Source organism: Asanoa hainanensis, from assembly GCF_900188485.1.
Taxonomy (GTDB): Bacteria; Actinomycetota; Actinomycetes; order Mycobacteriales; family Micromonosporaceae; genus Asanoa; species Asanoa hainanensis.
Window position 1 is genome coordinate 270,868 of record NZ_FZPH01000007.1, and the last position, 16,911, is coordinate 287,778.

The 16,911-nt window shown below is 72.7% G+C and carries 2 protein-coding genes; both read right to left on the minus strand.

What is annotated here, in order from left to right:
- Positions 1 to 56: 56 nt before the first annotated feature.
- Positions 57 to 9,623, minus strand: a complete 9,567-nt coding sequence (locus CHC05_RS19590) for a Tc toxin subunit A-related protein (RefSeq protein ID WP_089250847.1) — start codon at positions 9,621 to 9,623, stop codon at positions 57 to 59.
- A 29-nt stretch (positions 9,624 to 9,652) separates the two neighbouring features.
- Positions 9,653 to 16,906 carry a SpvB/TcaC N-terminal domain-containing protein gene (locus tag CHC05_RS19595; RefSeq protein ID WP_089250849.1) on the minus strand — a complete coding sequence of 2,418 codons (7,254 nt, stop codon included), beginning with the start codon at positions 16,904 to 16,906 and terminating at the stop codon, positions 9,653 to 9,655.
- Positions 16,907 to 16,911: the final 5 nt, after the last annotated feature.

Here is a 16,911-nt window from a genome sequence, read left to right on the forward strand (position 1 = left end):
TAAGTGCTGCCGGTCCGATCAGCGTACGCCCGGGCGGCCGCCGCCACCTGTCACGTTCAGGACACCCCGAACGCCACCACCAGGTACGCGTGCCGCACGTCCGCGGCGACCAGTTCCGTCCACGGTGCTGAGTCGTCGCGCTTGAACTGCAGCGTCCACTCGCCGACCAGCGGCGGGCGGGGCTGGGCGGTGACGTCCAGGTGCGCGTGCGGCAGGTCGCCGTACGCCGCCTCGCGGGCGGCCGGCGCGTCCGCCGATGGCGCCGCGCCGGGCAGGTCGACCCGGGTGTCGAAGGCGCCGTCGTACGGAGTGTCGATCACGAGGTCGACACCGGTGACGCGCAGCGTCGTCGTGGCCGACCGCACCTGTGCCCAGAAGGGGAGCTGGTCGACCCGCACCGAGAAGGTCAGCGCCTGCTCGTCGCCCTCGTCGGGATGGAACAGCCGCGCCCACTCGGTGGCGAACTCCTCGTCGAGCACCAGCAACTGGATCCCGCGTCGCGGCAGCGCGGCGTCGGCGTTGGCCCGGGCGAGGTCGGCGAGCTCGACGCTGCCGGCGGTCGCCGTGTAGTCCAGCCGCAGCACGAGGTCGTCGACCGACGCCAGGCTGAACTGGTTGTTCTCCCGCGGCAGGCTGATCGACCACTCGCTGACCGCACCGGCACCCTCGAACGGCCGGTAGCGCTCGTCGGCGAACCGCAGGTCGAGCACCCCGGAGTCGTCGACGCCCTGGCTGGTGGCCACCGACGCGGTCAGCACGGGGTTGCGGGCGAAGCGCGTGTCGCCGGCCACCAGCGGATCGCCGTAGCCGCCGACGGTGGAGTCGGTGAGCCGCACGCCGTTGTTGGTCATCGACAGCGTGCAGTTGACCGACGTGTAGGGCCCGGTCACCGCCGAGACCGTGACCGCGACCGAGGTGAGCCGGCGCCGGATGTGGCCGGGGTGGTCGAGGTCGAAGAGCCACTCCGGCAGCGTGACGGTGCACGCGCCCGTGGTCGTCAGCGCCAGCAGGGCCAGTGGGTCGAACTGGGCCAGCGACACGTGCTTGGTGAGCTCGAACTCGCGCCGGTGCCGGTCGAGGTACGCGGCCTCCATCCGGCGCACGTCGTTGCCGAGCCGGTCGGCCGCCAGCAGCCCCTTCTTGAGGCTGTCCCAGTATCCGAACTGGACGAACGTGTCCGTGGTGGCGAGCTCGAACTGGAAGCTGCTCTCCGCGCGCCGGGCCATGTCGTACGCGAGCTGGTAGCTCTGGAAGTACACGGTGGACAGTTGCTTGATGGCCCAGTCGTAGAGCTGCTGGTTGGTGTACCGGGCCGACAGGTACTCGTCGACGGCCTGCGCCTGGGTGATCGCCAGGTCGTGGTTCTCGAGCTCCTTCTCGGCCATCAGGTAGCGGATCCGCGCGGCCTCGATCTGCACGGTGAGCTGGTCGCGTTCGGCCTGCGCGATGTCCTTCTGGAAGGCGTTGGCGGCGTCCTGCCGGGTGAACGAGCCCTGCGCGTCGAGCATCATGCCGGCCTGGTGCAGGATCCCGGCCAGGCTGTCGAACATGCCGGCGAAGTTGTGGCTGGACTCGCCCACGTTCTTCCCGCCGTACTTCACCGTGACCTCCGGCGACCCGCCGAACCCGGAGACGCCGACCTCGAACTCGGGCACGAGCGGCGCGACGCCGGACACGGCGGCCAGCACGGCCGCGACGGCCTGCGACACGATGCCCAGGCCGTGGCTGATCGCGCCGCTGATCTCCCACGCGTTCATCCGCGGGATCGACCCGTAGTAGGTGATCCGCTTGTCGACCGTGGCGATGCCCTTCTCCAGGGCCGCCCAGCTCTGCTGCGCCTCGTCTACCGCCTGCGCGCGGACCTGCCGCACCGCCTGCTGCAGGCTCACCTCCTGGGCCGAGCGCAGCATCGCCAGTCCCTCGGCGTCGTACCGTTCCAACAGCATGAGCATCCGGTCACCGAGCGCGCGCACGTCCACGCACAGCTCGACGGCCTTCGCCGCGAGCGTCCGGAACCGGTACTGGCTCAGCTCGACGCTGCTCGGGCTCAGCACGCTGGACAGGTCGACGCCGGCCGCGGCCGCCTTGACCAGGGCCGCCGGGTCGATCGGCGGCTCGAACAGCGGTAGCTGCCGCACGACGCCCTCGATGTTCATGCAGTGGCGCACCTTGAAGAGCCGGTCGGCCACGGTGTCCCAGTACCCGAGCAGGTCGGTGTTGGCCGGGATGCGGAAGTAGAGCAGGTCGAGCTGCGGTAGGGCCTCCGCGTCGGGACCGGCCGGGGTGACCGCCAGCGGCGGGCCGACGACGTTCTCCATCAGCACCTCGACCCGCTTGTTGCCGAACGGGTCCAGCGCGCCGTCGGCGACCAGCTCCCGGTAGGAGCGGTCGGCCCGCTCCGGCGCCGGCACCTTGACCGGTCGCTTGCCGAGCAGCTCCTGCGCCAGCACGTAGAGCAGTGTCGCCTCGTTGATCAGCTCCATGGTGTCGCCGCGGAAGAGCTGGTCGGCCCACGCGATCAGGTTGTCGAGGTACGCCATCAGGACCGACTTCTGGTACGCGACGGGCCGCGTACGCGCGATCAGATGGGGTTGGAAGGGGTTGTTCTTCCACGCCCGCAGCTGGTCCAGGTTGGCGCCGATGTCGCCGAGCAGCTCCTCGATGCGCTGCGTGCGGTAGTCCTCGGCGTTCTGGTCGAAGAACGGCTTGGTGATCCAGTAGCGCTGCGGCGCGTCCACGGCCGTGGTGTTCGTCGGGTCGAAGATCCGGTGGAACCAGTCCATCGCCTCCTGGAAGCGCTGGTTCTGGCTCAGCTTCGTGGCGACCAGCATCGGCGCGTGGAAGAAGATCTCCCAGTTGTAGAGGGCGTACGCGCCGTATGGGCTGAAGTCGACGGTGTCGGCCGCGGCGGACTCGTCGACGGCGCTGCGGCTCGACGGCCCGTACGTCCCGGCGAACGCGAACGTGTTGACCGGGGGATAGCCGGCCGGAGCGGTCTGGATGAGCCGGTTGAGCAGCCCGTCGAGCCCGCCGCGGTTCAGCTCGCGGATGAACAGCGCCGTGTACGGGTGGTAGAACGGATACCAGCGGTAGGTGAGCTGCCCCGCCCCCTGCAGCACCGCCGTCCACTCCGGACGCACGAAGTGCGCGCGTGCCGAGTCCTGGTAGAAGACCGGGCCCCGGTCGGCGGCGGTGTCGAACTGCGGCCGGTGCGGCGAGACGACCAGCTCGAAGGGCGCCTTGGCCCGACCCAGCAGGTTGACCGTCCGCCCTGACTCCAGTACGCCGAACTGGTCGAGGTTGGGCGAGGCGGTGTTGTTGACCAGCCGCGTGTTCGCGAAGTGCATGCCGTTGGGCAGGGTCAGCCGGCCGGCGATGTCGGCCGCGCGGGTCAGCGCCCCGATCGCCCGGCCGTCCTCGCCGAAGCTGTCGTGCACATAGCGGTACGAGGTGGTCGGCACCAGCCTCGTGGACGCGATACCCTCCGCGCCCAGCACGTGGTACTGACCGTGCAACGGCTTGAGTCGCAGGCCGACCACGTCGCCGTCGAACACGAACGACGAGGAGTGCCACGGCAGGGCGGTCTCGTTGAACCGGAACGCGGTCACGAAGGCCCGGGTGTCGGTGTACGGGTCGTAGAACTTCGTGTTGTTGAACTCCGGCGACGTCGACAGGTAGACGTCGAGCCAGAGCTGGTTCTCGGCCTCCCGGTAGCGCGGCTTGAGCAGGTACGACGAGCGCGGCCGCTGCCACGGGTGGATGAGCTTGTGGGGAGCGAGCCGCCGCGACGTCCAGCCGCCGTCGCGCCGCACGCTCCAGGCGAGCTGGATCTCCAGTTGCCGGGGCGGCTCGGGGCTGTCGGTCGGCGCGGACGACGCCTTCGCGGGCGGCTGCTTGGCCACCTTCTGCGGTTTCTCGGTGAACGTGAGCCAGAACAGGTGCAGCCGCCGGTTGTAGACGACGGGCACAACGTGGTCGCCGGTGATGTCCAGGTCGATCTGCTCCCAGGGCGTCCAGGTGGCGTACGACAGGTCGAAGGTCCGGTAGAAGTACTGTGCCGGCTCGACGCGGCCGCGCGCGATGACGTGCAGGATGTTCGTCGCCGGGGGCAGCGCACCGGTCGGGTCCACGTCGGCGATCTCGTGGTAGCTGCCGACGACGGTCAGCCGGGACACCTCGTGCACCTTCTGCAGGTAGTGCAGGAACGCCGCTTCACAGTTCGCGGTGGTGATCTCGTTCTGCAGGATCTCGTTCTCCAGCTCGACGAAGAACGGGCTCTTGTCGTCGCGGAGCTCCGGCAGGATCCAGTTCTCCGGATACAGGAAGACCTTCCGGTTGGCCTCCCAGAGCCGGTAGCTCTTCATCCACTTCCACTGGCTCCACGCGTCCAGCGACACCTCGTCGGCCCGCTGTTCCGTGCTGACCACGACGAACGCCGACTCGAGGTTGAGCAGGCAGCGCTGCACGAACATCTGCACCGCGCCGATCGCCTGTTTGATCCGGGAGGTCAGCTGGCACGCCGCCATCTCGGTGTCGATCAGGAACCAGCGCATCAGGTCGGCGGCGTCCCGCCAGTGCCGCGGGTTGGCCCACTCGGCCCCGTCCACCGTGATGGTCGCCGGAACCGTGCGCATCGAGTGCTCGACCAGGTAGGCGGCGAGCGCGTCGCGTTTGCGCTCCCGCAGCGCGTCCTGCAACGGGGTGACCGTGGTCAGCCAGGCGTCGTCGGTGTACCGCGCCCGGGCCGCCTGGCGGATCTCCTGCGCGGCGCGGGTGCGCGCCCCGGCGGCGGTGGTGTCGCGGTCGGCCCAGGCGACGGCGGTGGCCGCCGCGACCCCGAGCCGCTGGAGGTGGCCGAACGCGGTGGACAGCCGGCGCCAGACGTCCATGTCCCGGTAGCCGGCGCGGTTGGCGCCGTCGAGCGCGGCCAGGTCGGTCACGCTCCAGCGGGTCAACGCCGACACCGCGGTGCGCACCTCGTCCACCGTGGACGTGTTCGTGCGGGCGAGGTCGAAGATGCCGGTGAGGGTGACCCCTTCCGGTTCCGGGTGGCGGGCCCGCAGGCTGACCCACGCGGCCAGGTTGCGCCAGGCGCCGAACAGCGGCGCGGCCGGCGGCGCCGCGACGGGCAGGTCGTTGACGTCCAGTCCTGCGTACGCGGTGGCGTGGTCGACGAGCCAGGTGAGCACGGTGGGGTCGTCGCCGGCCCGCAGCCGGGTGACCAGCAGCGTGGTTTTGTGCAGCAGGCGCCACGAGGCGAAGATGTCCGGGAAGGTCGCCTCGGTCACGGCGTCGACGTAGGCGTCGTCCGCGTCGCGGGCCGTCAGCGCCGGGTCGGCGAGGTGGGTGAGCACGGCCGTGCCGTCCACCGCCAACCTCGCGACCAGCGTCGAGGCCACCGCGTCGAGGATCCCGAACGTCGACGCGACCTGGGCGGCGATCTGGCCGTCGCGCTGGTCGTCGGGCGTGCTGCGTAGGCTCTCCCGCAGCCCTTCCACCTGTTGGGTAATCACGTCGTCGCGCGGCCCGGCGGCGGCGTCCGGGCGGTGGTTGAGCAGGTAGTCCAGCTCGGGCACGGTGGCGCCGGCCGCGACCAGGTCGTCGTACCGCTCGATCAGGGCGGCCGTCGCGGCGGGTGAGGCGAACGGGTCGGGCACGTCGCCGGCGACCAGGTCGACCAGCGTCAGGGCGTCGGCGATCGGGACGCCCAGCCCGGCGGCGAGGCCGACCAGGCGCAGCGGCACCGACAGGTTCGGCACCGTCAGCAGGGCGCCGGTGCGGGCCAGCAGCAGGAGCAGGTCGGCCTCGGTCACGCCGAAGCCGGCACAAAGCGCGGGGTGGTGTGCCGACAGCGGCTCCGTGCCGGGCAGCGGCAGCGCGAACGCCGGGTCGACGGGGTTGACCACGGCCGGGTTCTGGAACCGCGTCTCGTAGAGGGACGGGTAGACGACGGTGGCGTCGTCGGGCGCGGCGCGGGTCTCGGTGTTGACGTCGGCGTAGAGCACGAGCGCGGACTCGAACGTCAGGGCGAGGCGCTCCGTGACCCGCCGGAAGTGGTAGAGCGCGACGAGCGCGGAGGCGTTCAGCGCGCCGGCGGCGACCCGCGGGGCGCGCAGCAGCAGGTCCAGCTCCCACATCTGCCAGCCGGTGCGCCGCCACAGCCGCAGGAACCGGTGCAGCTTGTCGAACGCGGCGAGGGACAGCCCGCTGAGCGTCTGTGCGCCCACGTCGCAGGTGCCGCCGGGCCGCTCCAGCGCGATGCCGGCGAGCCATTTGACCTGCAGCAGGGCGAGCAGCTCGGCGTACCCGATCCGGGCATGGTCGAGGAACTCCGATACGGGCACCGTCGCGCGGGTGGTGTCGAAGCCCCAGAACCGGTTCTGCGCGGTGGCGGTCGGTGCGCTGCTGACGATCAGGTTCGTCTCGTGGGTGGCGATGCCGAAGTACTCGCCGGCCACGGAGACCGCCGTCGGGCTGCCGGCGCGCCGCAGGGCCCGCATCAGCTCGTGGCGGGGCGTGCCGAGGTGGCCGAGGAACGCCCGCGCCTCCTCCTGCGCGAGGTCCAGCACGCCCGTGAGTGGATAGTCGGCGGCGGCGAGCACGTCGTACGCGGCCGCGCGCTGGTGCTCGGGGAAGGCGCGCAGCTCGGCGGCGTCGCGGGTGGTCTGGTAGGCGAAGTCCGGCTGAGTCGCGGGGGCCGGCACCGCGCACTCCAGGATTTCGTTGACCAGGTCGACGTACGGCAGCGGCGTGTCGGTGTTGGCGCAGTTGAGCTTGATGTTGCCGAGATCGCCGCGCCGGTCGAACAGCACGTCGCGCACCGTGCGCCCGGCCAGTTTCGCCGGGTGCTGTTCGAGGAAGCGCAGCACGTCGGCCAGGTAGGCCGCCGGCCCGTAGACCGACTGGCAATGGCTGCAGTCGCAGTAGTCCAGCGAGCCGAACAGCATCTCCAGGTTGGGGATGTCGCCGAGGACAGCCTCGGCCTCCTCCGGCGTGAACGTGCGCGGCATCAGCGCGGCCGGGTTCCCGAGCTGCAGCTCGAAGCGGTACTCGCCGAGGCGCTGGAGCACCTGGGCGTACTGGAACTCGGCGTTCGCGTGGATGGTCAGCGCCGTGCGCCGGTCGACGCCCTCCGCGTCGAGCGTCTCCAGAAGGCGTTGGCGTCCCATCCCGACGATCTGTGCCGAGCTGTGCAGCCGGTGGTCGAGCAGCGCCCGCGCGGTGGCCGCGTCCGGGGTGAGCCGGTGTGCGCGCTGCATCACCCGCAGGTCGCTGGTGACCAGGGCGTCGGTGTCGGGCGCGTGGTTCGCGACGAACGCGTCGACGTTGTCGGCCCGCAGGTCCAGCTCGGGGAACCGGTCGATGAAGCGGCTCGCGTCGGCGACGTGGGTCAGCCCGTGTGCGTCGTCGCGGCCCAGCGCGGCGGCCAGCGCCACGGTCGGGAAGACCTGTTCGGCCCGGGTGGCCAGCGCGGTCGCGTACGCCCGCAGCTGTTGCTCCGGATCGGACCCGGGCGTGCCTGCGGGGACCCCGCCGCCACCGTCGGCGACCAGCGTCGCCCACTCGTCCACGCTCAGCTTGGCGACGTCGTGGCTGCGCCGCAGCTCTCCACCCGGCGCGGCGATCGTCTCCTTGAGAAGCGCCAGCGTCGGCGGATGGTTCGCGGTGACCTGGCCGAGCGTGACGGTCGCCTCGAGGTCCGCGACGGCGGCCGGGCCGCCGAAGTCCGCCGGCCGGCTGCGCACGTCGGCCCAGAACGCGCTGTCGAAGCCGCCGTGCGTCACGAACGCGTCGGCGACCGCGGTGTGGTCGTCGGCCGGGACCGTCGAGGCGTCCAGCAGCCCGCGCAGCGTGCCGTCACCGGTCAGGATCGGCTGGTCGAGCGCGTACGACCGGCGGCGCTCGGCCAGGGCGGCCAGGATCTCGTCCCGCTGGCGGACCACGGTGATCGCGACCAGGTTCTCGGCGGCGGCGTTGTCGAACGCCTGGGCCGCCAGGGCGGGGTCCAGGAAGGCCAGGCCCGCGGCCGCCGCGCCCACGACCTCGTCGATCGCCCGCCACTCGTGGGTGCCGGCCAGCAGGTCCTCGGGCAGGCTCGCGGGCAGGTTCTGCCGGACGAAGGCGTAGCATGCCGCCGGACCGAGGGCCGGATGGTCGAGCACGGCCGCCACCCGGTGCGACAGCACGATCCGCATCACGTCGTCCTGCGCCAGGCCCGATCCCAGGGCGGCGCGGGTGATCTCGTGCTCGCGGGTCGTCTCCCGCAGGTCGGCGATCGGCACGCCGGCGAGCACCTTGGCGAGGGCGCCGGCGCGGGCGTCCAGCTCGGCGACGCCGCGATAGGGATCCGGGCCTAGGGTCAGGTTCGCCCACGCGATCAGCGGCGGGTTGAACAGCAGCCGGCGGCCCAACTCCGTGCCGTCGCCGCTCAGGAACGTCACGGTGAGCCCGAACGGGTCCCGGACCTGCTTGGTGGCCGGCTCGCGCGGCGGGTCGTAGGCCAGGTCGAAGAAGCCGGTCGAGGTGGTCGGCCGTTCGGCGAGCACGTCGCCGTCGCCGCGCACGAGCCGTTCCCGCACGCGGACGGTGACGCCGGCCATCCCCTGCCACAGCTCGTCCCGGACCGTGCCACGCAGGCGGTAGGGATGCTCGACGGCGCCCAGCGGGTTGACGTGGGCGATGTCGGCGTTGAGCGCGCGCAGCGTCAGCCGATCCACGTGGCCGGTCGGGAGCAGGCCCTTGCCGCGCTGGTAGGCCTCGACCGCCGCCCGGGTGCTGCGGCCGAACGTGCGCCCGGTGAACTCGGCCCGGGCCACCGGCTGCCCGAGGAACGCCAGCGCCCGCTGGACCGCTCCGACTCGCGGGCCGGTCATGTTCAGGCGCACCTGTTGCCGCACCGGAGCGAGCGTCCGCGGCGACCGGACGGTCAACTGCCGCGCCGGCTTCGCCCGGCTCGCCGCCACCGATCGCAGCCGGTCCATGGTGTCCGGGTCGACCTCGCCGGTGGCGGGCAGGCCGGACCTGGCCTGGAAGGCGCGGATGGCGTCGCGGGAGGTCGGCCCGAGCTGCCGGGCCCGGCGCTCGGCCGGGTCGAGATCGGCGTCGATGCCCCGGATGCGCAGCGCGCGCACGAGCGTCTGCTGCAGCAGGGCCACCTGGCGCTTGCTGGACAGGCGGGCGGCCAGCGCGTCGGCCCGGAGCCGGTCGACGAGACCGGCGTCGAGCAGCCCGTCGGGTGGCAGGCCGTAGCGTTCCGTCAGCGCCGCCCGGGTCGCCGGCCCGGCTTCGCGCCGGGCCCGTTCGGCGGCGGGCAGGTCGACGCCGAGCTGACCCAGCAGCGCGTGCAGCCGGGCGGTGCGGGTGCGGCTGTCGACCACGTACGCGTGCTCTAGCTCCGCCCGGATGCGGGCGAGCGTGGCCTCGGTCGGCTCACCGGTGACCGGCAGGCCGGCGCGTTCCTGGATCGCGCGCAGGGCGCCGGCGGTGGTGGCACCGAGCTCGCCGCGGCGTGCCTCCGCCTCGTCGATGTCGCCGCGCAGCTTCCGCAGCGCCCGCTGCAACCGCATGACGCCCGCGCGGCCCTCGACCGGGCCGGTGAGGCGGCGGATCGCGTCGATGCTCATCTCGGCTCCATCCACGTGCGTTCGGTGGTTCACCAGGTGGCGATCAGACCGCCGATGCCGCCGGCCACGGCTCCGACGACGCCGCCGATCACCCAGCCGGCCACGTTGCCCGCGCCGGGCAGGACCGTGCCGATCAGGGCGCCGACCAGCGCGCCGGCGGCCATGCCCGAGGCGACCCCCGCCAGGATCTGCGCGCCGCGTCCGCCGCCGTTCGCGCGCACGACGGCGCCCGCGGTGCCGCCGACGAACGAGCCGGCGACGAACCCGCCCGCCGCGGGCGCGACGTAGGCGCCGGCGGTGCCGAGCGCGGATCCGGCGGCGGCATACCCGTGCCCGTAGGCCCAGATCGAGCCGCCGAGGAGCACGGCCTCCGCCTCGGCCACGTAGGGGACCAGGCCGCGGGTGAGGGTCAGGGCGGTGTTGCCGCCGAAGGTCAGGGCCGTCGGTAGCCAGATGTAGGGGAGTCGGGGGCCGGGACTGCCGGTGATGTCCCGTTGGACCGCCCGGCCTGCTTCCGCGTGCGCCACGCGCTCGGTGATCGCCTTGCCCCAGCGCTGCTGGATGCGGCGGTAGTAGTCGAAGTAGAGGCCGCGGTCGGCCCACTTGTGCGGGTTGCGGAAGGTGCTGCCGTTTCCGTTCCAGGTCTGGCCGCCGCTGTTCTTGTTGTAGGACTGGATCGGACCCATCCGCCGGGGGTCGTTGGTGATGTTCGGGTCCAGGTTGGTCCGCTGGCCCTCGCGCCACTTGAGGTAGTGCTGCGCCTGCTCGCCGTTGGCCCAGACGTGTCCCTGGTTGGCGTAGTAGGTGCGGGCGTTCGTGCGGCCCGCGGACTCGGCGTTCCGGAAGTTGGTGCCGGCGGGCGCCTGCGGCAGGTCGATGGGGGCGGTGGGGCTGACCTTGTAGAGCGGCGCCTCGGGCGGCGGCTGCAAGGCGCCGCGCGGGATGAAGCCGCTGCCGGCCGAGCTCTCGCCCTCGCCACTCGACCCGGTCTCGACCAGGATGTTCCAGCCGCCGTTGCCGCCATCGACGCCGGGCTCCCAGCGCTCCCGGTAGTTCTCCGGCGTCAGGGTCGGGTCGAACGCGTACCCCGACACCTTCCCGGCGGCCTCACGCAGCTCCTCGAAGCTCTCGTTGCCGGTGTAGGTGCCCGGCTGCACGACGTGGAAGTCCGTCGACTGGGTGCCGCTCGGGTCGATCGACCCGACGGGGTCGTTGTCGCAGTAGCGGAACAGGTTGGTGCCGTCGGCGAGCCCCGCGGGGTCCGGGCTGGTCCACCGTCCGAGCCAGGGCGCGTAGTAGCGGACGCCCATGCGGTAAAGCCCGGTCTCGGCGTCGAGGTGCTGGCCGGCGAAGCGGTAGCGCTTCAGGCTCAGGTCGGCGGACGGCTGGCTGGACCGGTATGCGGTCGTCCCGAACGGGTGGTACTCCTCGTAGGAGATCGGCAGCCCGGCGACGTCGGTCTCGACGACGGCCGAGCCGAGGTGGTTGCCGTACTGGTAGCGGATCACCGACGTGCCGACCGGCGCGCCGGGCGTCGTGGTGTCCACGGTGGTCGTGTCGACCTGGGCGATCCGGCCGGCCTCGTCGCTGATGTGCACCGTCTGCCGTTCCAGACGCAGCACGCCGTTCATCCACTCCTGGTAGTACTCGACGGGCCCGAGGAACCGGCGTTCCACGGTCAGCCCGCCGCGCTGGATCACCGTGCGCATCCGCTGACCGCCGGGGCCGTACGCGTAGAACGCCGTGCCCCCACCGCCGAGGTCGGCGCTTTGTAGCTGGTCGAGCACGCTCCAGGTCAGCTCCGGCAGGTGCGGCAGCGCGCTCATGTTGCCGTAGTCGTCGTAGTCGTACAGCGCCGAGTACGGGCCCGCCGGGTCGTCGCCCGGCACGCTGGTTGCGGCGAGCCGGTTCGTGCGGTCGGCGGGGTCGTCCTCGTAGCGGTAGCGGTAGCGGCGGACCCAGGTCGTGGGCCCGGCCGTGTGCCGTACCGAGGTCAGGTTGCCCAGGCCGTCGTAGCCGAACGTCTCGGTGTAGCGGCGCACCGCGGCGACGTCGTTCGGGTGCGGCAACGGGCGGCCCGCGATGTCACCGGCGTCCGGCTGCGCCGCCGTCGCGTGCTCCCGTCCCGTCGCGGTGCGGAGCTGGTAGAGCGGGTCGTAGGTGAACGCGAGGTCGGGCCCGACCTCCGCGCCCCCGAAGAAATGGGTCTGCTGCGCGGCGTCGGAGACGTGGGTGACGTTGCCGACCGGGTCGTAGGTGTAGGCGAGGCGTTGCAGCGCCTGGGTCTCGGAGTCCGCCTCACGCCGGGTCACCACACCGGCGAGCCGGAACGTCAACGGGTCGTAGCCGCGGTCGGTGAGCACGCCGTTGCCGTGGTGTGCGGTCAACCGCTGACCGCGGGCGTTGTAGGTCTGGCCCGTGAGGAAGGGCCGGGCGGCGCCCTGGCCCCGGATCTGGGCGGTGAGCGCGCTGAGCCGGTTGGCGACGTCGTAGGTCGGCTCGACGAACGTGCCCTCCGGCAGCCGGGTCCACAACGGACGCCCGAGGGCGTCATAGGCACACCCGACGTCGTACGACCGGGCCTCCAGCAGGGGCGCGGCGGCGTTCGCGATGGCCGTGACGCCGGTCAGCGTCGCGATCGGATCCCAGTCCACCGTGGACGTTCCCGATAGGGCGAACCGGCGGCCGACCTCCTCCGGGTTGCCGTCGACGTCGTAGCGTTCGACGGTGGCCACCCCGACCTGGTCGTACGCCTGGTAGACCCGGCCGACCAGGTTGCGGTCGGCGGCCTGCGGGTGGCGCTCGCCGTAGACGACCCGGCTGACGGCCAGCTCTCCGGCCACCGCGTCGGTGCACCGGACGGCGAGCGGACGGTGCAGCTCGTCGTAGCTGGTCTCGAACACCCGGTCGTGCTCGTCCCACACCCGCACCGGGTTGCCGAGCACGTCGTGCAGGGCCCACCGAGCGCCCCGCTCGGCGCTCTCGGACCACAGCGTCGCACCCAGCAGGTCGGTGGTGGCGCTGTCGACCAGCCGGTCGCGGGCGTCGTACCGCGACCGGAACCGCCCGCTGAGGTCGAGCTCGATCCGGCCGTACCGCAGGCCCTCGGCACCGGCGTCCTCGACCGCGAGCACGACCCGGCCCAGCGGGTCGGTGTGGGTCGTGGCCGGCGTGCCGGCGTGGGCGGCGGCCAACCAGGCGGCCCGCTCCTGCGGATCGGTGGGCTCCGGACCGGCCGGGTCCGGTGAGCCCCGCTCCGCGTACCAGGTGCTGTCGAGCACGGTGTCGTTGCCGTCGAAGCGCGCGGACCGCCACGCGCCGTGCTCCTGGCGCTCGATCGTGCCGTCGGGCAGGTCGATCCGCACGACCCGGCCGATCGGGTCGTAGGTCGTGCGCGCGCTGACCCCGACCGCGGTGCTGTCGTAGTCGGCGGTGGTGGCGAAGTACGGCTCGAACTGCCGCACGACGGCGCCCTTGTTGTTGAGCACCGTGCGACCGGACCCGATCCAGCGCGGCTCGCCCCCGGGCCCGGGCGGTGCCGGCGTCTTGACCATCAGGGGCGTGCCGGCGCCGTCCAGGTGGGTGTGCCGTTCCTGCCAGCCGGTGTTGGCGGCGCCGTGGCGTTCGCGCTGGTAGGTCCGCACGACGTTCGGCTCGCCCGTGGTCTGCCAGCGGAACAGGTCGTACTCGATCCGGATGGTCGGGTCGGCGAGCGAGTCGAGGCCCGTCTTGCCCAGCGCGGCCGTGGCGACCGCGATGCCCAGCTCGTCGTACTCGATGGCGACGCGGTTGCCGTTGCCGTCCGTAGCCAGGTCCGGCGCGAGCAGGCGCAGGTCGTACTCGGCGGTGTTGACCGTCTGCAGTGGATCCGTGGTTGTGGTGACCAGCAGGTCGTGGAGGCGCTCGACGCTGGTCTCGGCGCCGCGCGCGTCTCGGAACCCGCGCGGCTGGTAGAAGTGGTCCTGCGCGTCGGTGTCGTAGACCGCGTGGCCGGAGGGCACCCACCAGTCGTCGTCGCCGCGGTGCACGTATCCGGCGGCGGTGAGGTCGCTGTCGGTCACCTGGGCGCCGTAGACGTCGGTGACCAGCTTGGCGGTCAGCGCGAGCTGGTAGCTCTCGTGGCCCAGCGCCAGCTTTGGCAGCACGCCCAGGGCGGCCGGTCCGGCGAGGTCGTCGGTGAGGAACACATTCTGACTGCGGGTCAGCAGCCGCCGCACCGTTGCCCCGCCGGGTGTCGCGGCGTAGTCGATGTCGGTCGCTTCGTCCAGCGCCGTCCGGATGGCATCGGCAGTCAGGTAGCCGGTGGCCGGGTTGGTGTGGTCGTGGAGCTCGTAGGCGCGGGTCTCGTAGGCGACCCGGATCCGGTGCGCGTCCGGCTCGTCGCGGTCGGCCGTGTGGTCGTGCTCCGTGACGGCGATGTAGCGGGCGGCCTGCGCGAGGGCGGTCGTCGGGGGTACGTCGGGGTGCGTGCCGTGGCGCGGATATGCCACGTCGGCCGAACGCACCACGAGGCCCAGCTCGTCGGTCTCCAGGACGAGGGTGTGCGCCGTGCGCGGGTCGGCCGGGTCACGGTCGTACTGGTAGGAGATGGTCTCGGCGGCGGTGACGAGGAAGCAGGCGTGCCGGTTGGCGCCGCGCTCCTGCACCAGGTCGACGGCGTGCGTGGCCTCGGTGGCGGTGTAGGGCGCTGCGGCGTCTGGGGTGCCGTCGAGCCCGTAGACCTCTTGGCGCAGCAGCGCGCCCTTGAGCGCCCGGCACGCCTCGCGGTATTCGCCCGCCGTCAGGTCGGTGGGCAGGAACGGCTCGGGCAGGGCGTGCTCGGCGACGGTCGGGTTGGCGAAGTACTCGTCGCGGCGGCGGTGCAGCAACGGCTCACCGGGTGCCGGCGGCAGTCCCGTGTGGTACCAGGTCCGGGTCAGCACGGGCGCCTGGTCGAGGTCGTCGCCGGTGTAGTCGGCGGTGTCGAGCTGGTCGACCCGGGCGAACCCCCGGAATTCCCGCTCCACCGGGTCGTAGTGGCCGTCGTGGTAGCTGGTCTCGCTGGTGAACGCCACGTCCCGGACGGCGTCGGAGACGGTCACCCGGTGTACGCAGTGCACCGGGAACGGCAGCCTTGACCGCCACGGCCGCCCTTGCGCCGCGTCGGTGCGGGCGAAGAACGTGGACGGCTGGTACGCGATCTCGACCGACAGCCCGGTCCCGTTGGCGTACCCGGTGAGCAGGTGTGGTTTGCCGTCGGCGAGCAGGTCGACGTAGCGCAGCGGGGTGTCCGGTGACCGCGGCTCCGACCAGACGAGGCAGGGGGTGCCGGTGCCCAGCAGGTCCACGGCTCGGGCGCCGCCCGGCACCGCGGGTATTGCCGTGGCCGGGCTCCAGCCGTCGCCCGACCGGTTGACGTAGAGCCGGGCGCCGTCACCGGCCAGGTAGACGGCGTCGACCAGGCCTGAGCCGTCGGCGTCGACGAGCAGGAGCCGGTCGGGATCGAACAGGTCGGGCGCGTCGAACCACGGCGCGTCGGCCATGGTGACCTTCGACCCGAACCGGCCGTGGCCCAGGTTGGGCCAGTAGCAGGCGGTGCCGTTGCCGACCGCGACCAGATCCGGCATCCCGTCGCCGGTCACGTCGGCGAACCGCACCGTCGCCGGCGCACCGCCGTCGGGGATCGCGCCGGACCGGGCCGGGTCGAAGGTGCCCGCGCCGAGCGCCTGGTGCCACCGCAGCCGCTCGCCGTCGAGCAGCACGAGGTCGGCCGTGCCGTCGCCGGTGAGGTCGACCAGCTGGGGCGGCGGGTCCGTCGGCGCTGCCGGGAACGGGACGAAGGGCCCCCAGTCACGGGGCCCCGTCCGTGGCGCGAACCCGGACGACCGCACCAGGTCGAGGTCACCGTCGCCGGCCAGGTCGACCAGCGTGCCGTCGACGATCCCGGTGGGCGCCGGGTCGACCGCGGTGCGGGCCGCGAACCGGGGCTCGCGCGAGCCGTCGGCGAGGCTGAGGTTGCGCTGGTAGTGCCAGGCGCCCCGGTGCCGCGTGAGCAGCCCGGGAGCGCCCTCGCTGTCCAGGTCGACCCAGACGGCGCCGGCGTGCGCCGGGCCTCCGGGGACCGTGCGGACGGTCGGGTCGAGGGTCGCTGGTGCGTAGTCGAACGTGACCGCGGGCAGCGCCTTTGTCGCATAGCCGGCCACGGGGTCGCCGCGGTGGCCGGCCTGCGTCACCCCGGCGAGCTGTGTGAACTCGGCGGCGCCGGCCTGCGTGTAGGACAGCTCGGTGGAGCGCACCAGGCACGGTTCGTCGCCGAGCTCCGGGAAGCGGTGGAACATCAGCACGCGCTGGCAACGCCGGTAGGTCCGCAGCTCGAACCCCGACCGGTAGCTGGAGAACGGATCCGGCCGGCAGGGCCAGCCGGGCGCGGCGACCGGGTCCGGCGTCGGCGCCTCCGGGTCGTGGTCGCCGTAGTCCAGCACCACCTCGAAAAGCCACTCGCCCGGTGCGGCGGGCCACGGGGCGTCTGGCGAAAGGACGGGGAAGTACGGCACGGTGTTGCCGTAGCGCACCCGTTGGGGATAGCGGTTCGCGGTGCGGTCGGCGTCGGTGCGGTGCCGCTCGTGCACGTCGGCCACGGGGACGTTGACGGGGTCCTCGGCGCGGTAGCCGATGGCCAGCGCGTTGCCTTTGTCGTCGTGGCTCTCACAGGCCAGCCAGGAGAAGATCCGCCGGTCGTCGGCCGGATCGAAGATGCGGCTCTCCGCGGTGCGCCCGTACCAGGTGGTGATGTTGTCGCGGGAGATCGACCGCCAGAAGGTGACCGCCGCGTCGGTGGTGCGGGTCCACCGCTCGATCCGGGCGAAGAGCCCTTCGACCCGGGGCCGGTAGCGGCGCACCCGGTAGTCGACGTGGTCGACGGTGCGCACGTCGTCGGCCGGCACCGGCACGAGGTCCTCGGCACCCGAGAGCACGAACACGTCGGACTCGGCGCCGTCGTCGTAGCGGGGAACGCCCCGGTCGGTGCGGCGGGTGATGGCCGGCAGGGTCAGGTGCCAGCCGAGCCCGAACGGCCCCTGCCCGGCACCGGAGTCGTAGGTCAGGCTCAGCTCGGGATCGACGCCACGGCCGGGACTGACCGCCAACGGCACGCTGAGCGTGGCGGTCCCGGTGACCGCGTTGGCGGCGAACGTCTCACCGAGCCCGCGCAGCCCACCGCCGCCCAGGGGCCCGCTGACCGGCGGCCGCCCACCGGCGTCGGCGGCCGGCGGGGGAGCGCTCGAGCTGGAACCGCGTGCGGCCATCCGAG

Excerpts from the sequence above, each read along its gene's own strand:
- CHC05_RS19595 (WP_089250849.1), bottom strand. The coding sequence starts at position 16,906 with ATGGCCGCACGCGGTTCCAGCTCGAGCGCTCCCCCGCCGGCCGCCGAC.
- CHC05_RS19590 (WP_089250847.1), bottom strand. The coding sequence starts at position 9,623 with ATGAGCATCGACGCGATCCGCCGCCTCACCGGCCCGGTCGAGGGCCGC.